General features: G+C 71.1%; 12 protein-coding genes. 8 read left to right on the top strand and 4 right to left on the bottom strand.

The window, feature by feature from the left end; all coding sequences use genetic code 11:
- Positions 1 to 90 precede the first annotated feature (90 nt).
- From ACI6GS_RS04265 to ACI6GS_RS04255, 3 genes are all read right to left on the bottom strand, one after another.
- Positions 91 to 318 carry a helix-turn-helix transcriptional regulator gene (locus tag ACI6GS_RS04265; RefSeq protein WP_439816540.1) on the bottom strand — a complete coding sequence of 76 codons (228 nt, stop codon included), beginning with the start codon at positions 316 to 318 and terminating at the stop codon, positions 91 to 93.
- 684 nt (positions 319 to 1002) lie between these two features.
- Positions 1003 to 2349 carry a tyrosine-type recombinase/integrase gene (locus ACI6GS_RS04260; RefSeq protein ID WP_439816539.1) on the bottom strand — a complete coding sequence of 449 codons (1347 nt, stop codon included), beginning with the start codon at positions 2347 to 2349 and terminating at the stop codon, positions 1003 to 1005.
- A gap of 361 nt (positions 2350 to 2710) precedes the next feature.
- Positions 2711 to 4498, bottom strand: coding sequence for an SLC13 family permease (locus tag ACI6GS_RS04255; protein ID WP_439816538.1), 1788 nt, complete (start codon positions 4496 to 4498; stop codon positions 2711 to 2713).
- A gap of 212 nt (positions 4499 to 4710) precedes the next feature.
- Between ACI6GS_RS04255 and ACI6GS_RS04250 the strand changes: the two genes are divergently transcribed.
- The 7 genes from ACI6GS_RS04250 (at position 4711) to ACI6GS_RS04220 (ending at position 12114) form a co-directional block, all read left to right on the top strand.
- Positions 4711 to 5868, top strand: a complete 1158-nt coding sequence (locus tag ACI6GS_RS04250; RefSeq protein WP_439816537.1) for a DegT/DnrJ/EryC1/StrS family aminotransferase — start codon at positions 4711 to 4713, stop codon at positions 5866 to 5868.
- Complete coding sequence (locus ACI6GS_RS04245) at positions 5868 to 7244, top strand: GNAT family N-acetyltransferase (protein WP_439816536.1); 1377 nt, start codon at positions 5868 to 5870, stop codon at positions 7242 to 7244. The genes ACI6GS_RS04250 and ACI6GS_RS04245 overlap by 1 nt, the downstream gene beginning before the upstream one ends.
- A 12-nt stretch (positions 7245 to 7256) precedes the next feature.
- Positions 7257 to 8153 (top strand): hypothetical protein, encoded by an 897-nt coding sequence (locus ACI6GS_RS04240; RefSeq protein ID WP_439816535.1) that lies wholly within the window; start codon positions 7257 to 7259, stop codon positions 8151 to 8153.
- The gene (locus ACI6GS_RS04235) at positions 8150 to 9880 is read left to right on the top strand and encodes an asparagine synthase-related protein (protein ID WP_439816534.1); all 1731 of its coding nucleotides are present in this window, start codon (positions 8150 to 8152) and stop codon (positions 9878 to 9880) included. The genes ACI6GS_RS04240 and ACI6GS_RS04235 overlap by 4 nt, the downstream gene beginning before the upstream one ends.
- Complete coding sequence (locus ACI6GS_RS04230) at positions 9877 to 10158, top strand: PqqD family protein (RefSeq protein WP_439816533.1); 282 nt, start codon at positions 9877 to 9879, stop codon at positions 10156 to 10158. Before ACI6GS_RS04235 ends, ACI6GS_RS04230 begins: the two co-directional genes overlap by 4 nt.
- An 89-nt stretch (positions 10159 to 10247) precedes the next feature.
- Complete coding sequence (locus ACI6GS_RS04225) at positions 10248 to 10418, top strand: hypothetical protein (protein WP_439816532.1); 171 nt, start codon at positions 10248 to 10250, stop codon at positions 10416 to 10418.
- A 70-nt stretch (positions 10419 to 10488) separates the two neighbouring features.
- On the top strand, positions 10489 to 12114 hold the full coding sequence (locus ACI6GS_RS04220) for an O-linked N-acetylglucosamine transferase family protein (RefSeq protein ID WP_439816531.1): 1626 nt from the start codon (positions 10489 to 10491) through the stop codon (positions 12112 to 12114).
- Between the two features lie 13 nt (positions 12115 to 12127).
- On the opposite strand, the gene ACI6GS_RS04215 is transcribed toward ACI6GS_RS04220, so the two are convergent.
- Complete coding sequence (locus ACI6GS_RS04215; protein ID WP_439816530.1) at positions 12128 to 14209, bottom strand: diguanylate cyclase domain-containing protein; 2082 nt, start codon at positions 14207 to 14209, stop codon at positions 12128 to 12130.
- A gap of 755 nt (positions 14210 to 14964) precedes the next feature.
- Here ACI6GS_RS04215 and ACI6GS_RS04210 point away from each other — a divergent pair.
- Positions 14965 to 15558 carry a type II secretion system protein gene (locus ACI6GS_RS04210; protein ID WP_439816529.1) on the top strand — a complete coding sequence of 198 codons (594 nt, stop codon included), beginning with the start codon at positions 14965 to 14967 and terminating at the stop codon, positions 15556 to 15558.
- Positions 15559 to 15580 lie beyond the last annotated feature (22 nt).

The following is a 15580-nucleotide window of genomic DNA, read 5'->3' as shown; positions in this document are numbered from 1 at the left end:
TGCCGTGGTATCCAGACACCGCGAATTGTTCTGAACTTCCACGGCCCTGCTGCACCCGCGGCGGGGCTTTTTTCCTTTGGCGTGGGGATTTCAGGCGGCCCTGCGGTTGGCGTCCAGCCAGGCCCGCACGGTCGCTTCCTGCCACAGGTTGCGGCGGTTAATGACGTGATCCGGCGCCGGGAAGCGACCCAGCTTCACCCAGCGCCACAAAGTCACGTCGCTTGGGTCCCCGACCATGGCGCGCACCTGGGCGGAGCGCAGAAGGCGCGGCGCGGCGGCCTGCACAGTCAGGGTTTCCCGTTCGGTCGTCATCAGCATTTGGCCACCTCTTGGCTAAGGGCGGCTCTATTTCTATGCGCTAACTGTAACTCCCGGGATAGGTGTCGAATTAGGGGGGATTGGATACCCCGTCCGGCTGGCCTAGCGCCCGATATGCCTTCGCGCCTTCCGCCAGCCGATCGCGCAGCACCTGGCGGGCAAGCTCCGCCTGTGCTTGTGGCGTCTCTTTGGCTACCCCAGGCAGCACGGCCGCGAAGGCGCCCGCGTCCGCAGGTACATCGTCGCCATAGAGCCGCGCCCATGCCTTCAGCGTGCTACCCCCGATCCCATAGGCGGCGCACACAGTACGGCCGGGCGCCCTGTCGCCCAGGATTGCACGCGCCAACTTGCGATAGGCCACGGCGTCCCGCTTGGCGGCCACGACGGGATATGGGTCCGCCCTGTTGCCAGGGCGGAGCATGCGCGCGATGCGGTCCTTTCCGCGGTCCCGTGTCCGGCCGCCTAGCAGGTCGTCCAGTAGGGTCGCGGCGTCCAAGGCAAGCTCCGCCGGCAGGGGCTCTAGCGGCAACGTCCCATGCCAGTTGGCGGCGCTGGCGTAGGACAGCAAGGCATCCCGTGCCGCGGCGGCCACGGCTCGTTCCGTGTCTGTCGACGCGCCTTCCCTATGGCGGGCAATTCTGGCGTCGATGTAGCGCGCGAAAGCCGCGCCAACCGGGCGGCCTATCACGCCGGCCGCGCAAAGGGCACGACGTTGCCCCGCCCTTCCTCGCCTGCCGCGATCATCAGGACGCGGGTGCACCACGCGTCCAGCGCCGCCTTGCGTTCGGACAGATACTCTGCGCGATTGTATATTCCGGCCACGCCGCGGCTTGCGGCGCCGCCCTTGTGGTTCAGGATCTTGTCTGCGACGTGCGGCGCTACGCTCAGGTCCGCCAAGTGCGTGGTCATGGTCCTGCGCAGGTCGTGATAGGTCCAGCCGTCGACGCCGCTGGCGTTGCGGAGCTTCGCCAGCGCCTTGGACCATCCGCTGATCGGTCGTTCCCCTGCCGTCGTGCTGAACACGAAGCGGCCGGCCAGTGCCGCGGCAACGGCCTTCGCCGCTTCGTCCTGCGCGGCCGGAAGGCGGCGCTTCATCTCGTCACGGGCGCGCTTCTCTGCGCCGTCCCGGATCGCCTGCAGCAGGGCCAGGGCTTCCGCGCTCAGGTGCACGACGTGCGCAAGGCCGTTCTTTGTCCTGGCCGCCGGCAGGTGCCACAGCGCCTTGTCCAGGTCCAATTCCCCCCATGTCATTTCGCCCACTTCGTCCCGGCGCTGGCCGGTCAGAAGCATGATCTTCACGGCGGGACCGAAGGGGTACCCGTCCGCGGTGGCGGCCTTCCATACCGCCTCAATCTCATCAGCGGTCAGCACCCGTTCACGCGGCGCTTCCTTCCCGCCGGGCTTCTCCATTCCCCGCGGGATCGGCGAGGCGGCCAGCTTGCCGCGGTTGACGGACCAGCTGAACAGCTTGCCCAGGGCGGCCAACGCGCGGTTGGCCATGACGGGCCCGCCGCGCATCTCGCCCTCGGCATCCTCGAACTTGCCAGCCGCGATCTTGTCCAGCAGCGCATGCACGTCACCTATCGTGATGCTGGATAGTTGGCGATCCCCCCAGGCCTCCACCGCGAAGCGGTCCAGCGTCCGCCGCGTCTCCGCCGCCGATCGCGTCGCCTTCTGAAGATAGAGCTCGTCAAAGTCCGCCACGACATGGGCGACTGTCGATCGCTCCAGCGCCGCCGCGGCGGCCTTCCTGGCGCGCTTCTCTGCGGTCGGGTTCACCCCGCCGGCCATCTGCTGCACCGCTGCGCTGGCCGCGTCCCTGGCGGCTTTCAGGCTCATGGCGGGGTACTGGCCCAACGTCACGCGGGTCAACTTCCCGTCTACGCGCCGCATCAGGACGAAGCTTTTGCGCCCGCTGTCAGTGACGCGCACGCCAAGGCCGCGGATCAGTGCGTCCCATACCTCAGTCCGGTTTCCCTTCTCTGCGGGGGGAAGGTTCCGGATCAGTGCGTCTTTCAGTTCAACCGCCATGGCGTTACCCCGTTGGCCTTGGGTAGCTCCCGGGTAACGTATCAGCAGTGATAGCGTTTGAATATACAAAATGCTTCGCGACGCTTCATACCGCAGAAAACCTAGGTCTTTTGCAGCTTTCGACCTGTTACCCGAAGCGTTGCGAATACGTTTGCAAAGGTGCTGATCTTGAATGGCATTCAAGAGGTCGGCGGTTCGATTCCGCCTGGCTCCACCACCCCGCCACCCTTCGCAGCGCCCGGCATAGCGGGCATCCGGCACAGAGCCGCGCGAGCAAGGCCGCCCACTGGGCGGCCTTTCGCGTTTCAGGCCCCGCTGCCGTGGCCGGTGCGGGCCGCGGTCGACGGCATGCCGCCGCCGGTCAGGGCAGGGCGGCCGCCATGGGCCAGACCCAGGCGATCAGTGGTGTCGCCGTCACCACGACGATCAGGCTGAGCGGCAGGCCCAGGCGCCAGTAGTCGCCAAAGCGATAGCCGCCCGGCCCCATCACCAGCGTGTTGCACTGGTGCCCGATGGGGGTCAGGAAGTCGCACGCGGCCCCAACCGCCACCGCCATCAGGAACGGGTCCGGATTGAGGCCGAGGTTGGCGGCCAGGCCCGCGGCGATCGGCGCCATGACGAGCACGGTGGCGGCATTGTTGAGGAATGGCGTGATCGCCATCGCGACAGCGATCGTCAGGCTGATGATTCCCCAGCCCGGCAGATGCTCCGCCCCCATGGCCAGCCAACCGGCGATCAGGTCGGCGCCGCCCGTCGTCTGGATCGATTCGCTGATCGGGATCAGGGCGCCGATCAGGATCAGGATCGGCCATTCGATCGCCTGGTAGGCCTCCTCCAGCGTCAGGCAGCCGGTCAGCAGCATGCAGACCGCGGCGCCGAAAAAGCCGAAGGTGACGGGCACAGCCTGCACCGCGATCAGCAGGACGGCCACGGCCAGGATTCCCACCGCCAGGAAGCGGTTGCCGCCGCTGCCGAGCTGGACATCGCGCTTGGCCAGCGGCAGCAGGCCGAGGCGGCCCAGCGTTTCGCCCACGGTGTCGGCCGGCCCCTGCAGGACCAGCACGTCGCCCGCGCGCAGCGGCGTGTCCTGCACGCGAGCCGTGACCTGGGCCCCGCCGCGACTGAGCGCCAGGAGATTGACCAGGAAGCGGTCCCGCAGGCGCAGCTCCGCCGGACTGCGGCCGACCAGGGGCGACGTCTCGGTCACCACCGCCTCGTGCGTGCTGACATTGTCGCGCCGCAGGGGGCCGTCGTCGGGCACCTCCGCATGCGCGACAAGACTCAGCCGCGCGACGTCGATCAGGCGCTTCACCGCGTTGGGATCGCCCTGGAGGAACAGCGTGTCCTTCTCGAACAGCCACCAATGGCCATGCGGCACGAAGTACTGGTTGTTGAGGCGGATGATGCCGGTGACGGTCACCTCTTCCTCGCCCGCCGCCTCGAGGTCGAACACGGTCTTGTCGATGAAGGGCGAACCGGCGGGGATCACCACCTCGACATTGTAGTCGCTGATGTCGAACAGGGCGCCGGTCGTGCCCTGCTGGATGCGCTGGGGCACCAGGCGATAGCCCAGGACCAGGAACAGCAGGCCGACTGCGGCGACGCCCAGGCCCACGGGTGCGAAATCGAACATGCCGAAGGGCGTGCCCGTGATCTCCTCCCGCACGCGGGAGACGATGATGTTGGGCGAGGTCCCGACCAGGGTGACAAGGCCGCCCAGCAGCGAGGCAAAGGCCAGCGGCATCAGCAGCAGCGAGGGCGACGTCCCTGCCCGGCGCGAGACCTGGAGAACGACCGGCAGCATCATTGCCACGGCGCCGATGTTCTTGACGAAGGCCGACATGATGGCGACGGCCGGCGCCAGGATGCCGACCTGCCGCGTCGGGCGTTGCAGCACGGGGTTCAGCGGGCGGACGAGCGCGTCGACGATGCCCGAACGCCCCACCGCCGCGCTGATCACCAGGGCGGAGGCGACGATGACCACGATGTCGTCGGAAAAGCCGCGGAACGCCTCCCCCGCCGGCACGATCCCGGCCGCCACCGCCGCCACCAGGCCGGCAAGCGCCACCAGGTCGAAGCGGAACCGGTCCCAGATGAGCATGCCCACGACGGCGGCAAGGATGGCGAAGGCAAGGATCTGATCCGTCATGGACTTTCCGCATCGGGGGACTGCCCCTCCGGCAGCGCCCAGATGACAACGCAGGCAGGGCGCCGACGCTCCAAAGGAATCGACGCCCGGGGCAGCTCGCAGGCCGGCGGGGGCGCGCCGCCAGGCGCACGCAGCATTCGCCCGCGCTTGCGCCGGAACCTGCCAAGGGCCGATACAGGGCAGGGGAGCGGTGACCGGGGATCGGGCAAGCCATGGCCGTGCATCTGTTCGTACCGCACTTCTCGGTTGAGGAGTGCCTGGAGGAAGTGCGGGCCTGCCTGGAGCGCGGCTGGACCGGTGCGGGATACAAGACGCTGGAGTTCGAGGCGGAATGGTGCCGCCAGACCGGCCTTGCCCATGCGCATTTCCTGAATTCCGCCACGGCCGGCCTGCACCTGGCGCTGGAGGTGCTGAAGCGGCGCCTGGGCTGGGCCGCGGGGGACGAGGTGATCAGCACGCCGCTGACCTTCGTCTCCACCAATCACGCGATCCTGCATGCCGGGCTGCGCCCTGTCATGGCCGATGTCGACCGGTTCCTGTGCCTGGACCCCGACGCGGTGGCGGCGCGCCTCAGCCCACGCACGCGGGCGGTGATGTTCGTGGGCTTTGGCGGGACTGCGGGGCGCTACGCGGCCGTGCGCGACCTGTGCCGCGCGCGGGGCATCGCGCTGATCCTGGACGCCGCGCACATGGCGGGCACCCGCCTGGACGGAGCCCATGTCGGGCACGACGCGGATGCCGCCGTCTTCAGTTTCCACGCGGTCAAGAACCTGCCCACCGGCGACTCGGGGGCCGTCTGCTTTGCCCAGGGCGTGGACGACGCGGCGGCGCGGCGGCTGAGCTGGCTGGGCATCGACAAGGACACCTATGCGCGCACGCAGTCCGACGCCACCTATCGCTGGCGCTACGATGTCGCCGACACGGGCTTCAAGTACCACGGCAATTCCATCATGGCGGCGATCGCCCTGGTCCAGCTGCGGCATCTGGAACGCGACAACGCACGGCGGCGGCAGCTGGCGGCCCGCTATCGTGCCCGCCTGGCCGAAGACCCGCGCGTGACGTTGCAGCCGGAGGCGCCGGACTGCGTGCCGTCCGGCCACCTGTTCCCGATCCGGGTCGACCGGCGGGACGACCTGATGGCCTGGCTGAACGCGCGCGAGGTCTATCCGGGCGTCCATTATCGCGACAATACCGAGTACCCGATGTACGCCGACCAGGCGGGGCACTGCCCGGCGGCGCGGGCGGCCAGCCTGTCGCTGATTTCGCTGCCGCTGCACCTGGGCCTGGACGAGGCGACGGTGGACCATGTCGCCGGCCTGGTGCGGCAGGGCCTGGACGCGGTGGGTGCAGCACCCGCGGTCGCGTCCTGATGGCGGTGGCGCCGCCGCTGGCGGGGGCGGGGGTGCGGCTGCGCCCCCTGGCGCCGGAGGATGGCGAGCGGGTGCGCGCCTGGCGCAATCGCGATGACGTGCGTCGCTGGTTCGTCGACAGCGCCCCCGTCGCGGCGGTCGCCCAGCAGGCCTGGGTGGCGGCCCAGCGGGCCCGCGCCGGCGACTTCGCCTGGATCGTGGAGGACGCGGCCCGGCCCGGCACGGCGGTCGGGCTGGTGTCCCTCCACGGCCTGGGCGAGGGCGGCCGCGTGGGCGAACTGGGGCGCGTCATGGCGGCGCCGGAAGCGCGCGGCGGCGGCCACCAGGCGCCCGCTCTGCGCGCCGTGATCCGCCACGCCTTCGACGACCTGGGCCTGGACGCGATCGGCCTGGACGTCAAGCCCGACAACGCGCCGGCCTTGCGCTTGTACCGGCGCTGCGGATTCCGCCAGGTGGCAGCGCGGGCGGACATGCTGCGCCTGGTGCTGGATCGCCAGGCACCGGAGGCGCAACGGCCGGCGCTGCCGCCGCATCCGGCCCGCACGGTGTGGCTGGCGTCCTATCCCAAGTCGGGCAACACCTGGCTGCGCATCGTCCTGGCCAACCTGCTGCACCCGGACCGGGCGCCGGTCGACATCAACCGCCTGCCCATGCGCACGCCCCTGTCGGCTGCACGGCCGGATTTCGACCGGCTGCTGGGTGTGCCCTCGGCCCTGCTGACCGCGGCGGAGATCGCGCGCCTGCGGCCCCAGGCCGACCGCCTGATGGCGGCGGCCAGCCCGGCGCCCGTGCTGCTGCGCAAGGCGCACGACGCCTGGACCCTGCTGCCGGATGGGCGCCCGCTGCTGGGGGCAGCGCCCGACGTCGCGGCGCTGTACCTGGTGCGCGACCCGGCCGATGTGGCGCTGTCCGCCGCCGATCATTTCGGCCATCACCCGGCCGCAGAAGCCGCGGCCATGCTGCGCCCGGAGGCCATGCTGGCGGCGCCCGGGCGCCGCCTGTCCGGCCAGCTGACGCAGCGCCTGCTGGACTGGGCGGGCCATGTCAGGTCGTGGGCGACGGCGCCGCTGGCGCTGCACGTGATGCGCTATGAGGAGGCGCGCGCCGCTCCGCTGCGCACCTTTCGCGCGGCGATCCGCTTCCTGGGTTTTGCGCATGACGACGCCGCCATCATGGCCGCCCTGGACGCGGCGCGGCTGGACCGGCTGCAGGCGCAGGAGACGGCCACCGGCTTTGCCGAGGGGCGCCTGGGCCGCCCGTTCTTCCGCCATGGGCGCATCGGCCAGGGCGCGCGCGCCCTGCCCCCCGACCTGGCAGAGCGGCTGGCGGCTGCGCATGCGGCGGTGCAGCCGGCGCTGCAGGCGCGCGGCTTCTAGGGCGGCGACGCGGTGAAGCTCAGCTATTGCGGCTTGGTCCTGGACAGCGCGCTGGACCTGCCTGGCCTGCTCCCGGCGGCGCCCGATGCAAAGCCCGACCTGGTGGTGCGGCGCGGCATTGTGCCCGCGGGGGCGGCGGAGGCTGGTCATCCCGTGCACGCCGTGGGCGATGGGGGCGTGCTGTGGCAGGTCGCAGGGGTCGCCCGATATCACATCGTCCCGGATGGCACGCAGATCACCGTGGAGCCGGCCGCCGCCGCCGATCCGGCGGCGGTTGCGCTGCTGCTGCTGCATTCCGTCTTTGCCCTGGCGTGCGCGCTGCGCGGCGACTGGCTGCTGGCCGCCTCGGCCGTCGCGATCCGCGGCCGGGTGATGGCGATCATCGGTCCGTCGGCGATCGGCAAGTCGGCACTTGCCGCGGGCCTGGCGGCGCGGGGGCATGCGGTCGTGGCCGACGGCCTGCTGCGCCTATGCCCGGCGGCGGGGGCCGTCACATGCCAGGTTCAGGCGCCCTGGCTGCTGCTGTGGCCGGAGCAGCAGGGCTGGACCGCCGCCGCCTGGTCCACCGCAAGCCTGGTGCGGCGGGACATGAGCCTGCTCCGGGTGCCGGTGCGGCAGGCCGCGGCGGCACTGCCCCTGGGCGCCATCCTGGTGCCGCGCTGGCGCGGTGCGCCGCCCCTGGGCAGCCTGATGTACGGGGTCGAGGATGGCGGCGGTGGCGGCGACTTCGCGCGCGTCGCCCGCGCGACCGCCGGCGGCGTCCCGGCGGCCACGCTGGGCCGGGCGGCGGGGCATCTGCGCTGGGCGGCGGCGGTGGCGCGGGTCTGCCCGATCGGGGCGCTGGACCTGGACTGGGGCTGGGCGCATTTCGCGACCGCGCTCGATCGGCTGGAGGCGGCGCTGCCATGATTCGCGGCCTGTGGTCCGTCGCGGGGCCCCTGCCGGGCGACGCAGGCGCCGCGGACGACTTCGACGATGGCCGCCTGCTGGTCCGCGCCGATGCCTGGCTGGACGAAGCGGCGGCGCTGCGCCGGGCGCTGGGCCTGGATGAGCGGGAGGCCGACGGCGCCGCGCTGATCGCCGCCGCCTATCGCCGCTGGGGGATCGCGTGCTGCGACCGCCTGCTGGGGGACTTTGCCTTTGCCGTGCTGGACCGCGCGGCCGGGCGCATCCTTCTGGCACGCGACACCGCGGGCGCGCGGCCGCTGTTCCACCACCTGGACCAGGGGCGGCTGGCCTTCGACGGTGACCTGGACCGCCTGCTGGCGGTGCCCGGCGTGCCGCGGCGCCTGGACGAGCCGCTGCTGGCCGTGCACCTGCTGCGCCCGGTGCGGATGCTGCCTGCGCTGGCGCGGCGGACCTTCTGGCACGACGTGGCGCGCCTGCCGGCCGGGCACCGCCTGGTCGTGGGGCAGGGCGGGGCGCGGCTGGACGCCTGGCACGACTGGGCCGCCGTGCCCCCCCTGGCCGTGCGCGGGCGGGCAGAGGCGCAGGAGGTGCTGCGCGAGCGCATCACGCGCGCCGTGCGGCGCTGCACCGCGCGGCCGCTGAAGGTCGCCAGCCACCTGAGCGGGGGACTGGACTGTTCGGCCATCGCCCTGCTGGCGGCGCGGGATGGCCGCCTGGACGCTGCATGGACCTGGCTGGCGCCGCCCGGGCCCGACGCGGGGCCGGACGACATCCGGGCCTGGTCCCTGGTCGAGAGCCTGGCGCGCGACCTGGGCGTGGCGCCGCGCGTGGTGGCGCCGACCTTGGCGGGGCAGGCGGCCCTGGCCGCGACGGACTTCACCCGGCACCCGGTCGCGATGCTGGACTATGAGCAGCACGCGCTGGGTCCGGCGCGCGATGCCGGCATCGGCGTGGTCCTGTCGGGCTGGGGCGGGGATGAGTTCGCCAGCCTGGGGCACCTGGCCGGCTGGTTCGACCTGTTGCGTCGGGGACGCTGGGGGACGGCCCTGGGTGCCTGGCGCCAGGGCGCGCGGCCGGCGGCGTCGCTGCCCCGGGCGCTGGCCACGTGGGCGCTGCGTGGCAGGGGCCCCGCGGCCGCGCCAAAGCCTGGCTGGGGCGGGATCGACCCCCTGGCACTGCCCTTCGTGGAGCAGGCATTCGCGGAGCGGGCGCTGGCCGATCCGGACCTGCAGCCCTTCGCGCGGCCGCATCCGGCGCGTGGCCTGCATGCCGGGTTCCAGGCGGTGCTGGCTTCCGGCGGGCTGGCGGCGCGCATCGAATCCTGGGCGCTGGCAGGGGCGCGGCATGGCCTGGCCTATCGCTATCCGCTGCTGGACCGCGAGGTGCTGGACCTGTGCTTTGCCCTGCCGCCGGAGGCGACCTTTACGCCAGGGCAGGCGCGCGGCATGTTCCGGGGGGCCATGACCGGTTTGCTTCCCGATCCCATCCGCCTGCGCGCCAAGCCTGCCGAGACGGCCCGTGTCCGCGCGCTGGGCCGCGTCAACGACGCCGCCACGGCACAACTGGTCGAGCAGGCGCGCGCGCTGCCCGTCGCGTCACCCTTCGCCTGGCTGGACGGAGCGGCGCTGCAGCAGGTGCTGGAGGCGCCGGCGGCCGATCCGGTGGCCCTGTTCGCGCAGCGCCAGGCGGCGCGCGTGCGCCTTCTGTCGCGGGCCTGGGCGACATGAGTGGCGCGCCGACCGCGCGCTTCCGCCGCGGCGCGGAGGTGGTTGAGGCGGAGATCCGGGGCGAGCTTGTCCTGCTGAACCTGGTCGACGACAGCTATTTCAGCCTGGACCCCATCGGCGCCCGCGTCTGGGCGCTGCTGGAGGAGCCGCGCAGCGTCGACGAACTCTGTGCCGTGCTGACGCAGGAATACGAGGTCGGCCTGGACGTCGCGCTGCGCCAGGTCGGGGCGATGGTCGCGCGCATGGCGGACGATGGCCTGGTCGAGCCGGTGGCCTGACGCGCCGGTACTCCGCCCACGGCCTGCGTTCTTGTGTTCATCCGGTCGAGTGTCTACGCTCGGCACCCACCAGATCCGGGAGCAATCCGATGGCAGAACGCACGCAAAAGAACGACACGCCGGACCCGGCCCGCGTAACCGGCGAGCGCCTGGCCTGGGGCGAAGGGCCGCGGATCGACCGGCTGGACATCGCCCACAAGGCCGAGGGCGGGTACATGCCGATGGCGTTCGAGGATTCGTCGGCGAAAGCCGTCTCCTGAGCGCCTGACCGCGTCGTCACCCGATGCAGGGGCGGGGATCCCCCTGCCCGGCCTGAGCCGAGGTGACGCGGTGCACGATCCGGATGTCCTGGCGGCCCGCGCTACGCGCCTGCTGCGGGACCCGCCGCGCCCTGACCTGGGGCCCATGGCGCTGGCACTGTTCCAGCGGGCGATCCAGGCGGCGCCCACGCGCGTCGACCTGCGCCTGCATCTGGCCCTGGCGCAGCATGAACTGTTGCAGGAGGCCGACGCGCAGGCGACCTGCCGTGCGGCCCTGGCGCTCGATCCCCATGCGGTCGAGGCGCGCCTGCTCCACGCGACCTTCCACGTCCCGTCGATCCATCGCAGCGCCGGCACGGTCGTGTCTTCCGGCGCCCGGTTCCAGGACGAGGTCGAGGCCCTGGACGCCGATATGGGCGATGATCCCGCCGCGGCGCGCCGCCTGGCCCCCTGGCTGGTTCGGGCCTATCCCTACTACCTGCCCTATCGTGGGCTGAACGACGTTGCGCCGATGCGGGCTTTCGGCGCACTGGCCTGCCGGACCATGGCGCTGGCCCATCCCGACCTGGCATCGCAGGCGGCGCCGCGCGCCCTGCCGCCGGGCGAGCGGCTGCGCGTCGGCATCGTGTCGCGCCATTTCTTCGCCCATTCCAACTGGCGGGCGATCCTGCATGGCTGGCTGGTGGCGCTGGATCCCGCGCGCTTCGACGTCCATGCCTATTGCCTGGGCTCGCGGGAGGATGCCTGCACGGCCGAGGCGCGGCGTCTGGCCGGCCACTTCGTCGCGGGCGAGCGTTCGCTGGAGGACTGGGCGCGGACCATTGCCGGCGACCGGCTGGACGTCCTGCTGTATCCCGCGGTCGGCGACCTGTCGCTGGTCACGGCGCTGGCCATGCTGCGCCTGGCGCCGGTACAGGCCCTGGCCGCTGGGCATACGACGACCAGCGGGTTTCCCACGATCGACTATTTCCTGAGCTCGGACCTGGCGGAACCGGCGGACGCCGCCGCGCACTACAGCGAGCGCCTGGTCCGCCTGCCCGGCCTGGGCTTTGGCTATCAGCGCCCGGTGGTGGCGGACAGTCCGCGCGACCGCGCCAGCTTTGGCCTGCGCGCCGGGGCCTGCGTGTTCCTGGCCACCAACGCGCTGTTCAAGTGCCTGCCGCAGCACGACGACCTGTATCCCCGCATCGCGGCGGAGGCCGGGGATTGCCAGTTCGTCTTTGCCGATCTGCCACGCTATCCCATGGCGCGCGTCGCGATGGAGCAGCGGCTGGGTGCGGCGTTCGCCGCGCGGGGCCTGGACCCCGCGCGGCACGTCGTGTTCCTGCCGCGCCAGTCCCGCGACGACTACAGCCGTCTGCTGCAGCTGGGCGACGTCTTCCTGGATGCCATTCCCTGGACCGGCGGGGTCACCGGGACCGTGGTGCTGGGCCATGACCTGCCTTTGGTCACGGTGCCGGGGCCGGTCTTCCGTGGGCGCATGGGGGCCGCCATGCTGTGCCGGATCGGGTTGGAAGACATGATCGCCCGCGACCTGGACGACTATGTCGCCCTGGCCGTGCGCCTGGCGCGGACGCCCGACCTGCGGCACGCGCTGCGGGCGCGGATCGCGGCCGGCAAGCATCGCATCTTCGACGACCCGGAGGTGCCGGCGGCATTCGCCGCGTTCCTGGAAACGGCGGCACGTCCGGCCTGAAGGGGCCGGCGGTTCAGGCCGCCGCCGCCGGCAGGGCCATGGCGCCCCGGCCGCAGCGCTGCGCCTCCAGCCGTTCCACGGCCATCGTCGCCAGGGCGGCCAGCAGTTCCTTCTCGCCGGTCGTCAGTTCCGGCCGGCCGACGCGGTCGATCACGCAGAGCGCGCCCAGGCGCTCGCCGCCGATCGGGCTGATCAGCGGCGCCCCGGCATAGAAGCGGATGCCGGCGGGGGCCGTCACCAGGGGATTGGCGGCGAAGCGCGGGTCGCGGGTGGCATCGGGGATCACCATCGGATCGTCGCTCTCGATCACATGGGCGCAGAACGACACTTCGCGGCTGGTCTGGTCGACGTCCAGGCCCTGCCGCCCGGCAAAGACCTGGGTGTCTTCCTGCACGATGGAGACAAGGCCTACGGGCGTGCCGAAGAGCTGCGCCGCCAGGCGGGCGACGTCGTCCAGCGCCTGCGACGGCGCCAGGGCGCCCGCCTGGCGGTAGGCGCGCACGACGGCCAGGCGCTTGTCCTCTTGCGGTGCATCGTCCACGACCCGGCCGGTCAGGGCGGAGGCGCCGACCACGGTGCGGTTGCGGCCACCGCGCTTGGCGGCATAGAGCAGCGCATCGGCCGTGCGCACCAGATCGGCGGGGCAGGCCTGGACAGGGACAGAGCCGGGATCGAAGGCGACGGCGACGCCGATGCTGGCGGTCACGACGCCGGCGGCGCTGTTGGCGGCATGCGGGATGGCCATCGCCTCGATCGCGGCGCGCAGGCGCTCGCCCAGCTTGCGCGCGGCGTCCAGGCCCATGCCCGGCAGCAGGACGGCGAATTCCTCGCCGCCATACCGCGCGACGCAGTCGCCGGGCCGCGTGAAGGTCAGGTTGATCGCCTGGGCCACCTGGCGCAGGCATTCGTCACCGGCCAGGTGGCCATAGGTATCGTTGAACAGCTTGAAGCAGTCGACATCGACGATCATCAGCGTCAGCGGCACGGTCCAGCGTTCCGCCCGGCGCCATTCGTGCTCCAGCGCCTCGTCGAAGCGGCGGCGGTTGCCGATGCCGGTCAGGCTGTCTGTATGGGCCAGGCGGTCGAGTTCGGCGCGGGCCGCAGCCAGGCGGTCCATCACCAGCCTGCGTTCGGTGATGTCGCGCGAGGCGACCAGCACCACCGGGCCGTCCGCCTCGTCCAGCAGGCGCATGGCCGATTCCATCCAGACCCACCGGCCATCGGCATGGCGCAGGCGCACCTCAAGGTGCATGGCGGTGTCGGGGGGCGAGGTGGCCAGGCGGCGGATCACATCCTCGATATGGGCGACGTCACGCGGCTCGATCAGCGAGAGGGCGCTGCGCCCGGTCACGTCCTGGGGCCGGTGGCCCAGCACCTTCTCGATCGACGGGGTGACATAGACCAGGGTCGAGTCCAGGCGGTGCACGGCGACGACGTCGCTGATGTTGGCCGCCAGGTGGCGGAAGCGCTGTTCGCTGGCGCCCAGGCTGGCATGCGCGCTGCGCAGATCGGTCATGGCCGCGGCGGCGGCCACCTGCTGGCTGAGCAGCCAGCCGACCAGGCCAGCCGCGCCCGGCAACGCGACCGCATAGAGCGGCGCGGTCAGGGCATAGACCTCGACCGGATAGCGGACATAGGTCGTGGCCAGCGTCAGAAGCGCCTGGGCGCAGCCCAGATACAGGAAGGTCGGCACGCGCAGCGGCCCGCTGGCGCGGGCGCCCCAGAACCAGGCCGCGGACGAGATCAGGCCCGTCGCCGCCAGGCTGGCCAGGGGCAGGATCAGGCTGTCGCCCCCCAGCGTCGCGCGGAAAGCCATCGCCATGGCGGTGGCGACGGCCGCCACGACCGGGCCGCCGAACAGGGCGGAGAGGATCAGCACGGCGGAGCGAATGTCGAACAGCAGGCCCTGGCGCACCTCCACGGCCAAAGCCATGCACAAAATGGCGGCGGCGCCGAAGGTGATGCCGGTGAGGACGCGGGTGGCCCAGGCCGGGCGCTCGGCCTCGGTCGCCAGGATCAGGCTGAGGCCGAACGCAGCGGCGATGGCCACCCCCATGTTCGCTGCCAAGCCGTGGATAAGGACCGCGAAAGTCATCGACATGCTTCCCCAGGACCGTGCTGGCGGGTCCCCGCGCCCTCCGTTGCCCGCGACTCCCGTCAAGGGGCGTCAAGCAATTTAGGCAACACTAAGAACTATCGAGTAGGGTTATTACCAAAAGGTTTGCGGCATCAAGAAAACTCTGTCGTCTGACCGTCCGTATTCGCCTGTCCTGCGATACGGCGCGGGGGATGCTCCAAATCACTGGATTCATGAGAGGTTTGCAGCTATCGGGCGTACTCCGTGCGGGGCTGTCGCCGTCACACTGCTATTTCCTTGAGGTTGTCCCTGGCAGAAGCGCCATGTCCGGATGAATTCCAGTCGGAATGAATCTCGCCCCTGTCGCACAACGGGGGGCCGCGCTGGGCCAGGATGGAGTGCAAAAAAATAGACACGGCGGGAACCGCCTTGAGTTCGTCTCGTTCTAGCCTCTTGTGTCCGCTTGCAGGCAAGCCCTTCTTAGGTCCTTGCAATCTGCCAGCCGACTAATGTCTGGGACTAACCGAATAACGGAACGTAGTGGCGCGCCGCATCCCCGCCGGGGTGGCGGTCTGTCTACTTGTAGACAAAACAACATCTGACTGTGAAACGTTTGGTCGATGTGTATTCGACCGGACACTTCGCTTTCGCATCGTCAGGGTGGTTGCTCGTTTAAGCACTTCTTTACGCGTTACGTCCGAAGCTGACGCTGCCTTGCGGTGTCGGCGGGTATTTGGTGTGTCTGGTCTTCCAAAGGTGGACGGATGTTTGGATTGCGTAATCTCCGTGCGGCCGACGAGGCTGGCTTCACCCTGATCGAGCTGATGATCGTGGTCACGATCATCGGCGTGCTGGCGGCCGTGGCGGTGCCGCGCTTCATCACCTATGTCCGGTCGAGCGAGGCGGCGGAAGTCAGCCAGATCGGCGGCCAGATCGTGACCGCGATCAATGCCTATGCCGATGGTCAGAACCTGACCCCCGCTGCGGCCCAGACGCTGTTCAACAACACCGCGATCGTCGCCGGCACCGACACGCTGCCCACGGGGACGACATCGCTCGCCGCGATCATCCCGGCGCTGAACGTGCCGCCCGATGCCAAGTTCAACTACAGCGTCACCGCGATCGTGGCGACCGCCGGCACCCAGAACGGCAATACCGTCTATTGCCTGCAGGCGATCGGGCGGACGACCGCGGGCGTGCCCAACGGCATCGTCGCCTATTCCTCCTCGCCTGCGGTCGCCGGCAATAGCGGCTGGGAAGGGCGCATCAACAAGGCGGCCTACCTGACCGGCAACGCGGGGACCACCGGCCTGACCGCCGGGGGCTATTGCACTGCGGCCGCCGTCGCCAGCGCGACGCAGGGCTGACGGGCCGGCCTGAAACGGGGCG

Origin of the sequence: Zavarzinia sp. CC-PAN008 (assembly GCF_051903925.1) — a bacterium.
Taxonomy (GTDB): domain Bacteria; phylum Pseudomonadota; class Alphaproteobacteria; order Zavarziniales; family Zavarziniaceae.
This window is presented reverse-complemented; position numbering and strand designations above follow the sequence as displayed.

What these genes read in the sequence shown, in the direction of transcription:
- ACI6GS_RS04255 (WP_439816538.1), bottom strand. Translation starts at nt 4,498, where the DNA reads ATGACGGATCAGATCCTTGCCTTCGCCATCCTTGCCGCCGTCGTGGGC.
- ACI6GS_RS04265 (WP_439816540.1), bottom strand. Translation starts at nt 318, where the DNA reads ATGCTGATGACGACCGAACGGGAAACCCTGACTGTGCAGGCCGCCGCG.
- ACI6GS_RS04260 (WP_439816539.1), bottom strand. Translation starts at nt 2,349, where the DNA reads ATGGCGGTTGAACTGAAAGACGCACTGATCCGGAACCTTCCCCCCGCA.
- ACI6GS_RS04235 (WP_439816534.1), top strand. Translation starts at nt 8,150, where the DNA reads ATGATTCGCGGCCTGTGGTCCGTCGCGGGGCCCCTGCCGGGCGACGCA.
- ACI6GS_RS04250 (WP_439816537.1), top strand. Translation starts at nt 4,711, where the DNA reads ATGGCCGTGCATCTGTTCGTACCGCACTTCTCGGTTGAGGAGTGCCTG.
- ACI6GS_RS04215 (WP_439816530.1), bottom strand. Translation starts at nt 14,209, where the DNA reads ATGACTTTCGCGGTCCTTATCCACGGCTTGGCAGCGAACATGGGGGTG.
- ACI6GS_RS04230 (WP_439816533.1), top strand. Translation starts at nt 9,877, where the DNA reads ATGAGTGGCGCGCCGACCGCGCGCTTCCGCCGCGGCGCGGAGGTGGTT.
- ACI6GS_RS04225 (WP_439816532.1), top strand. Translation starts at nt 10,248, where the DNA reads ATGGCAGAACGCACGCAAAAGAACGACACGCCGGACCCGGCCCGCGTA.
- ACI6GS_RS04245 (WP_439816536.1), top strand. Translation starts at nt 5,868, where the DNA reads ATGGCGGTGGCGCCGCCGCTGGCGGGGGCGGGGGTGCGGCTGCGCCCC.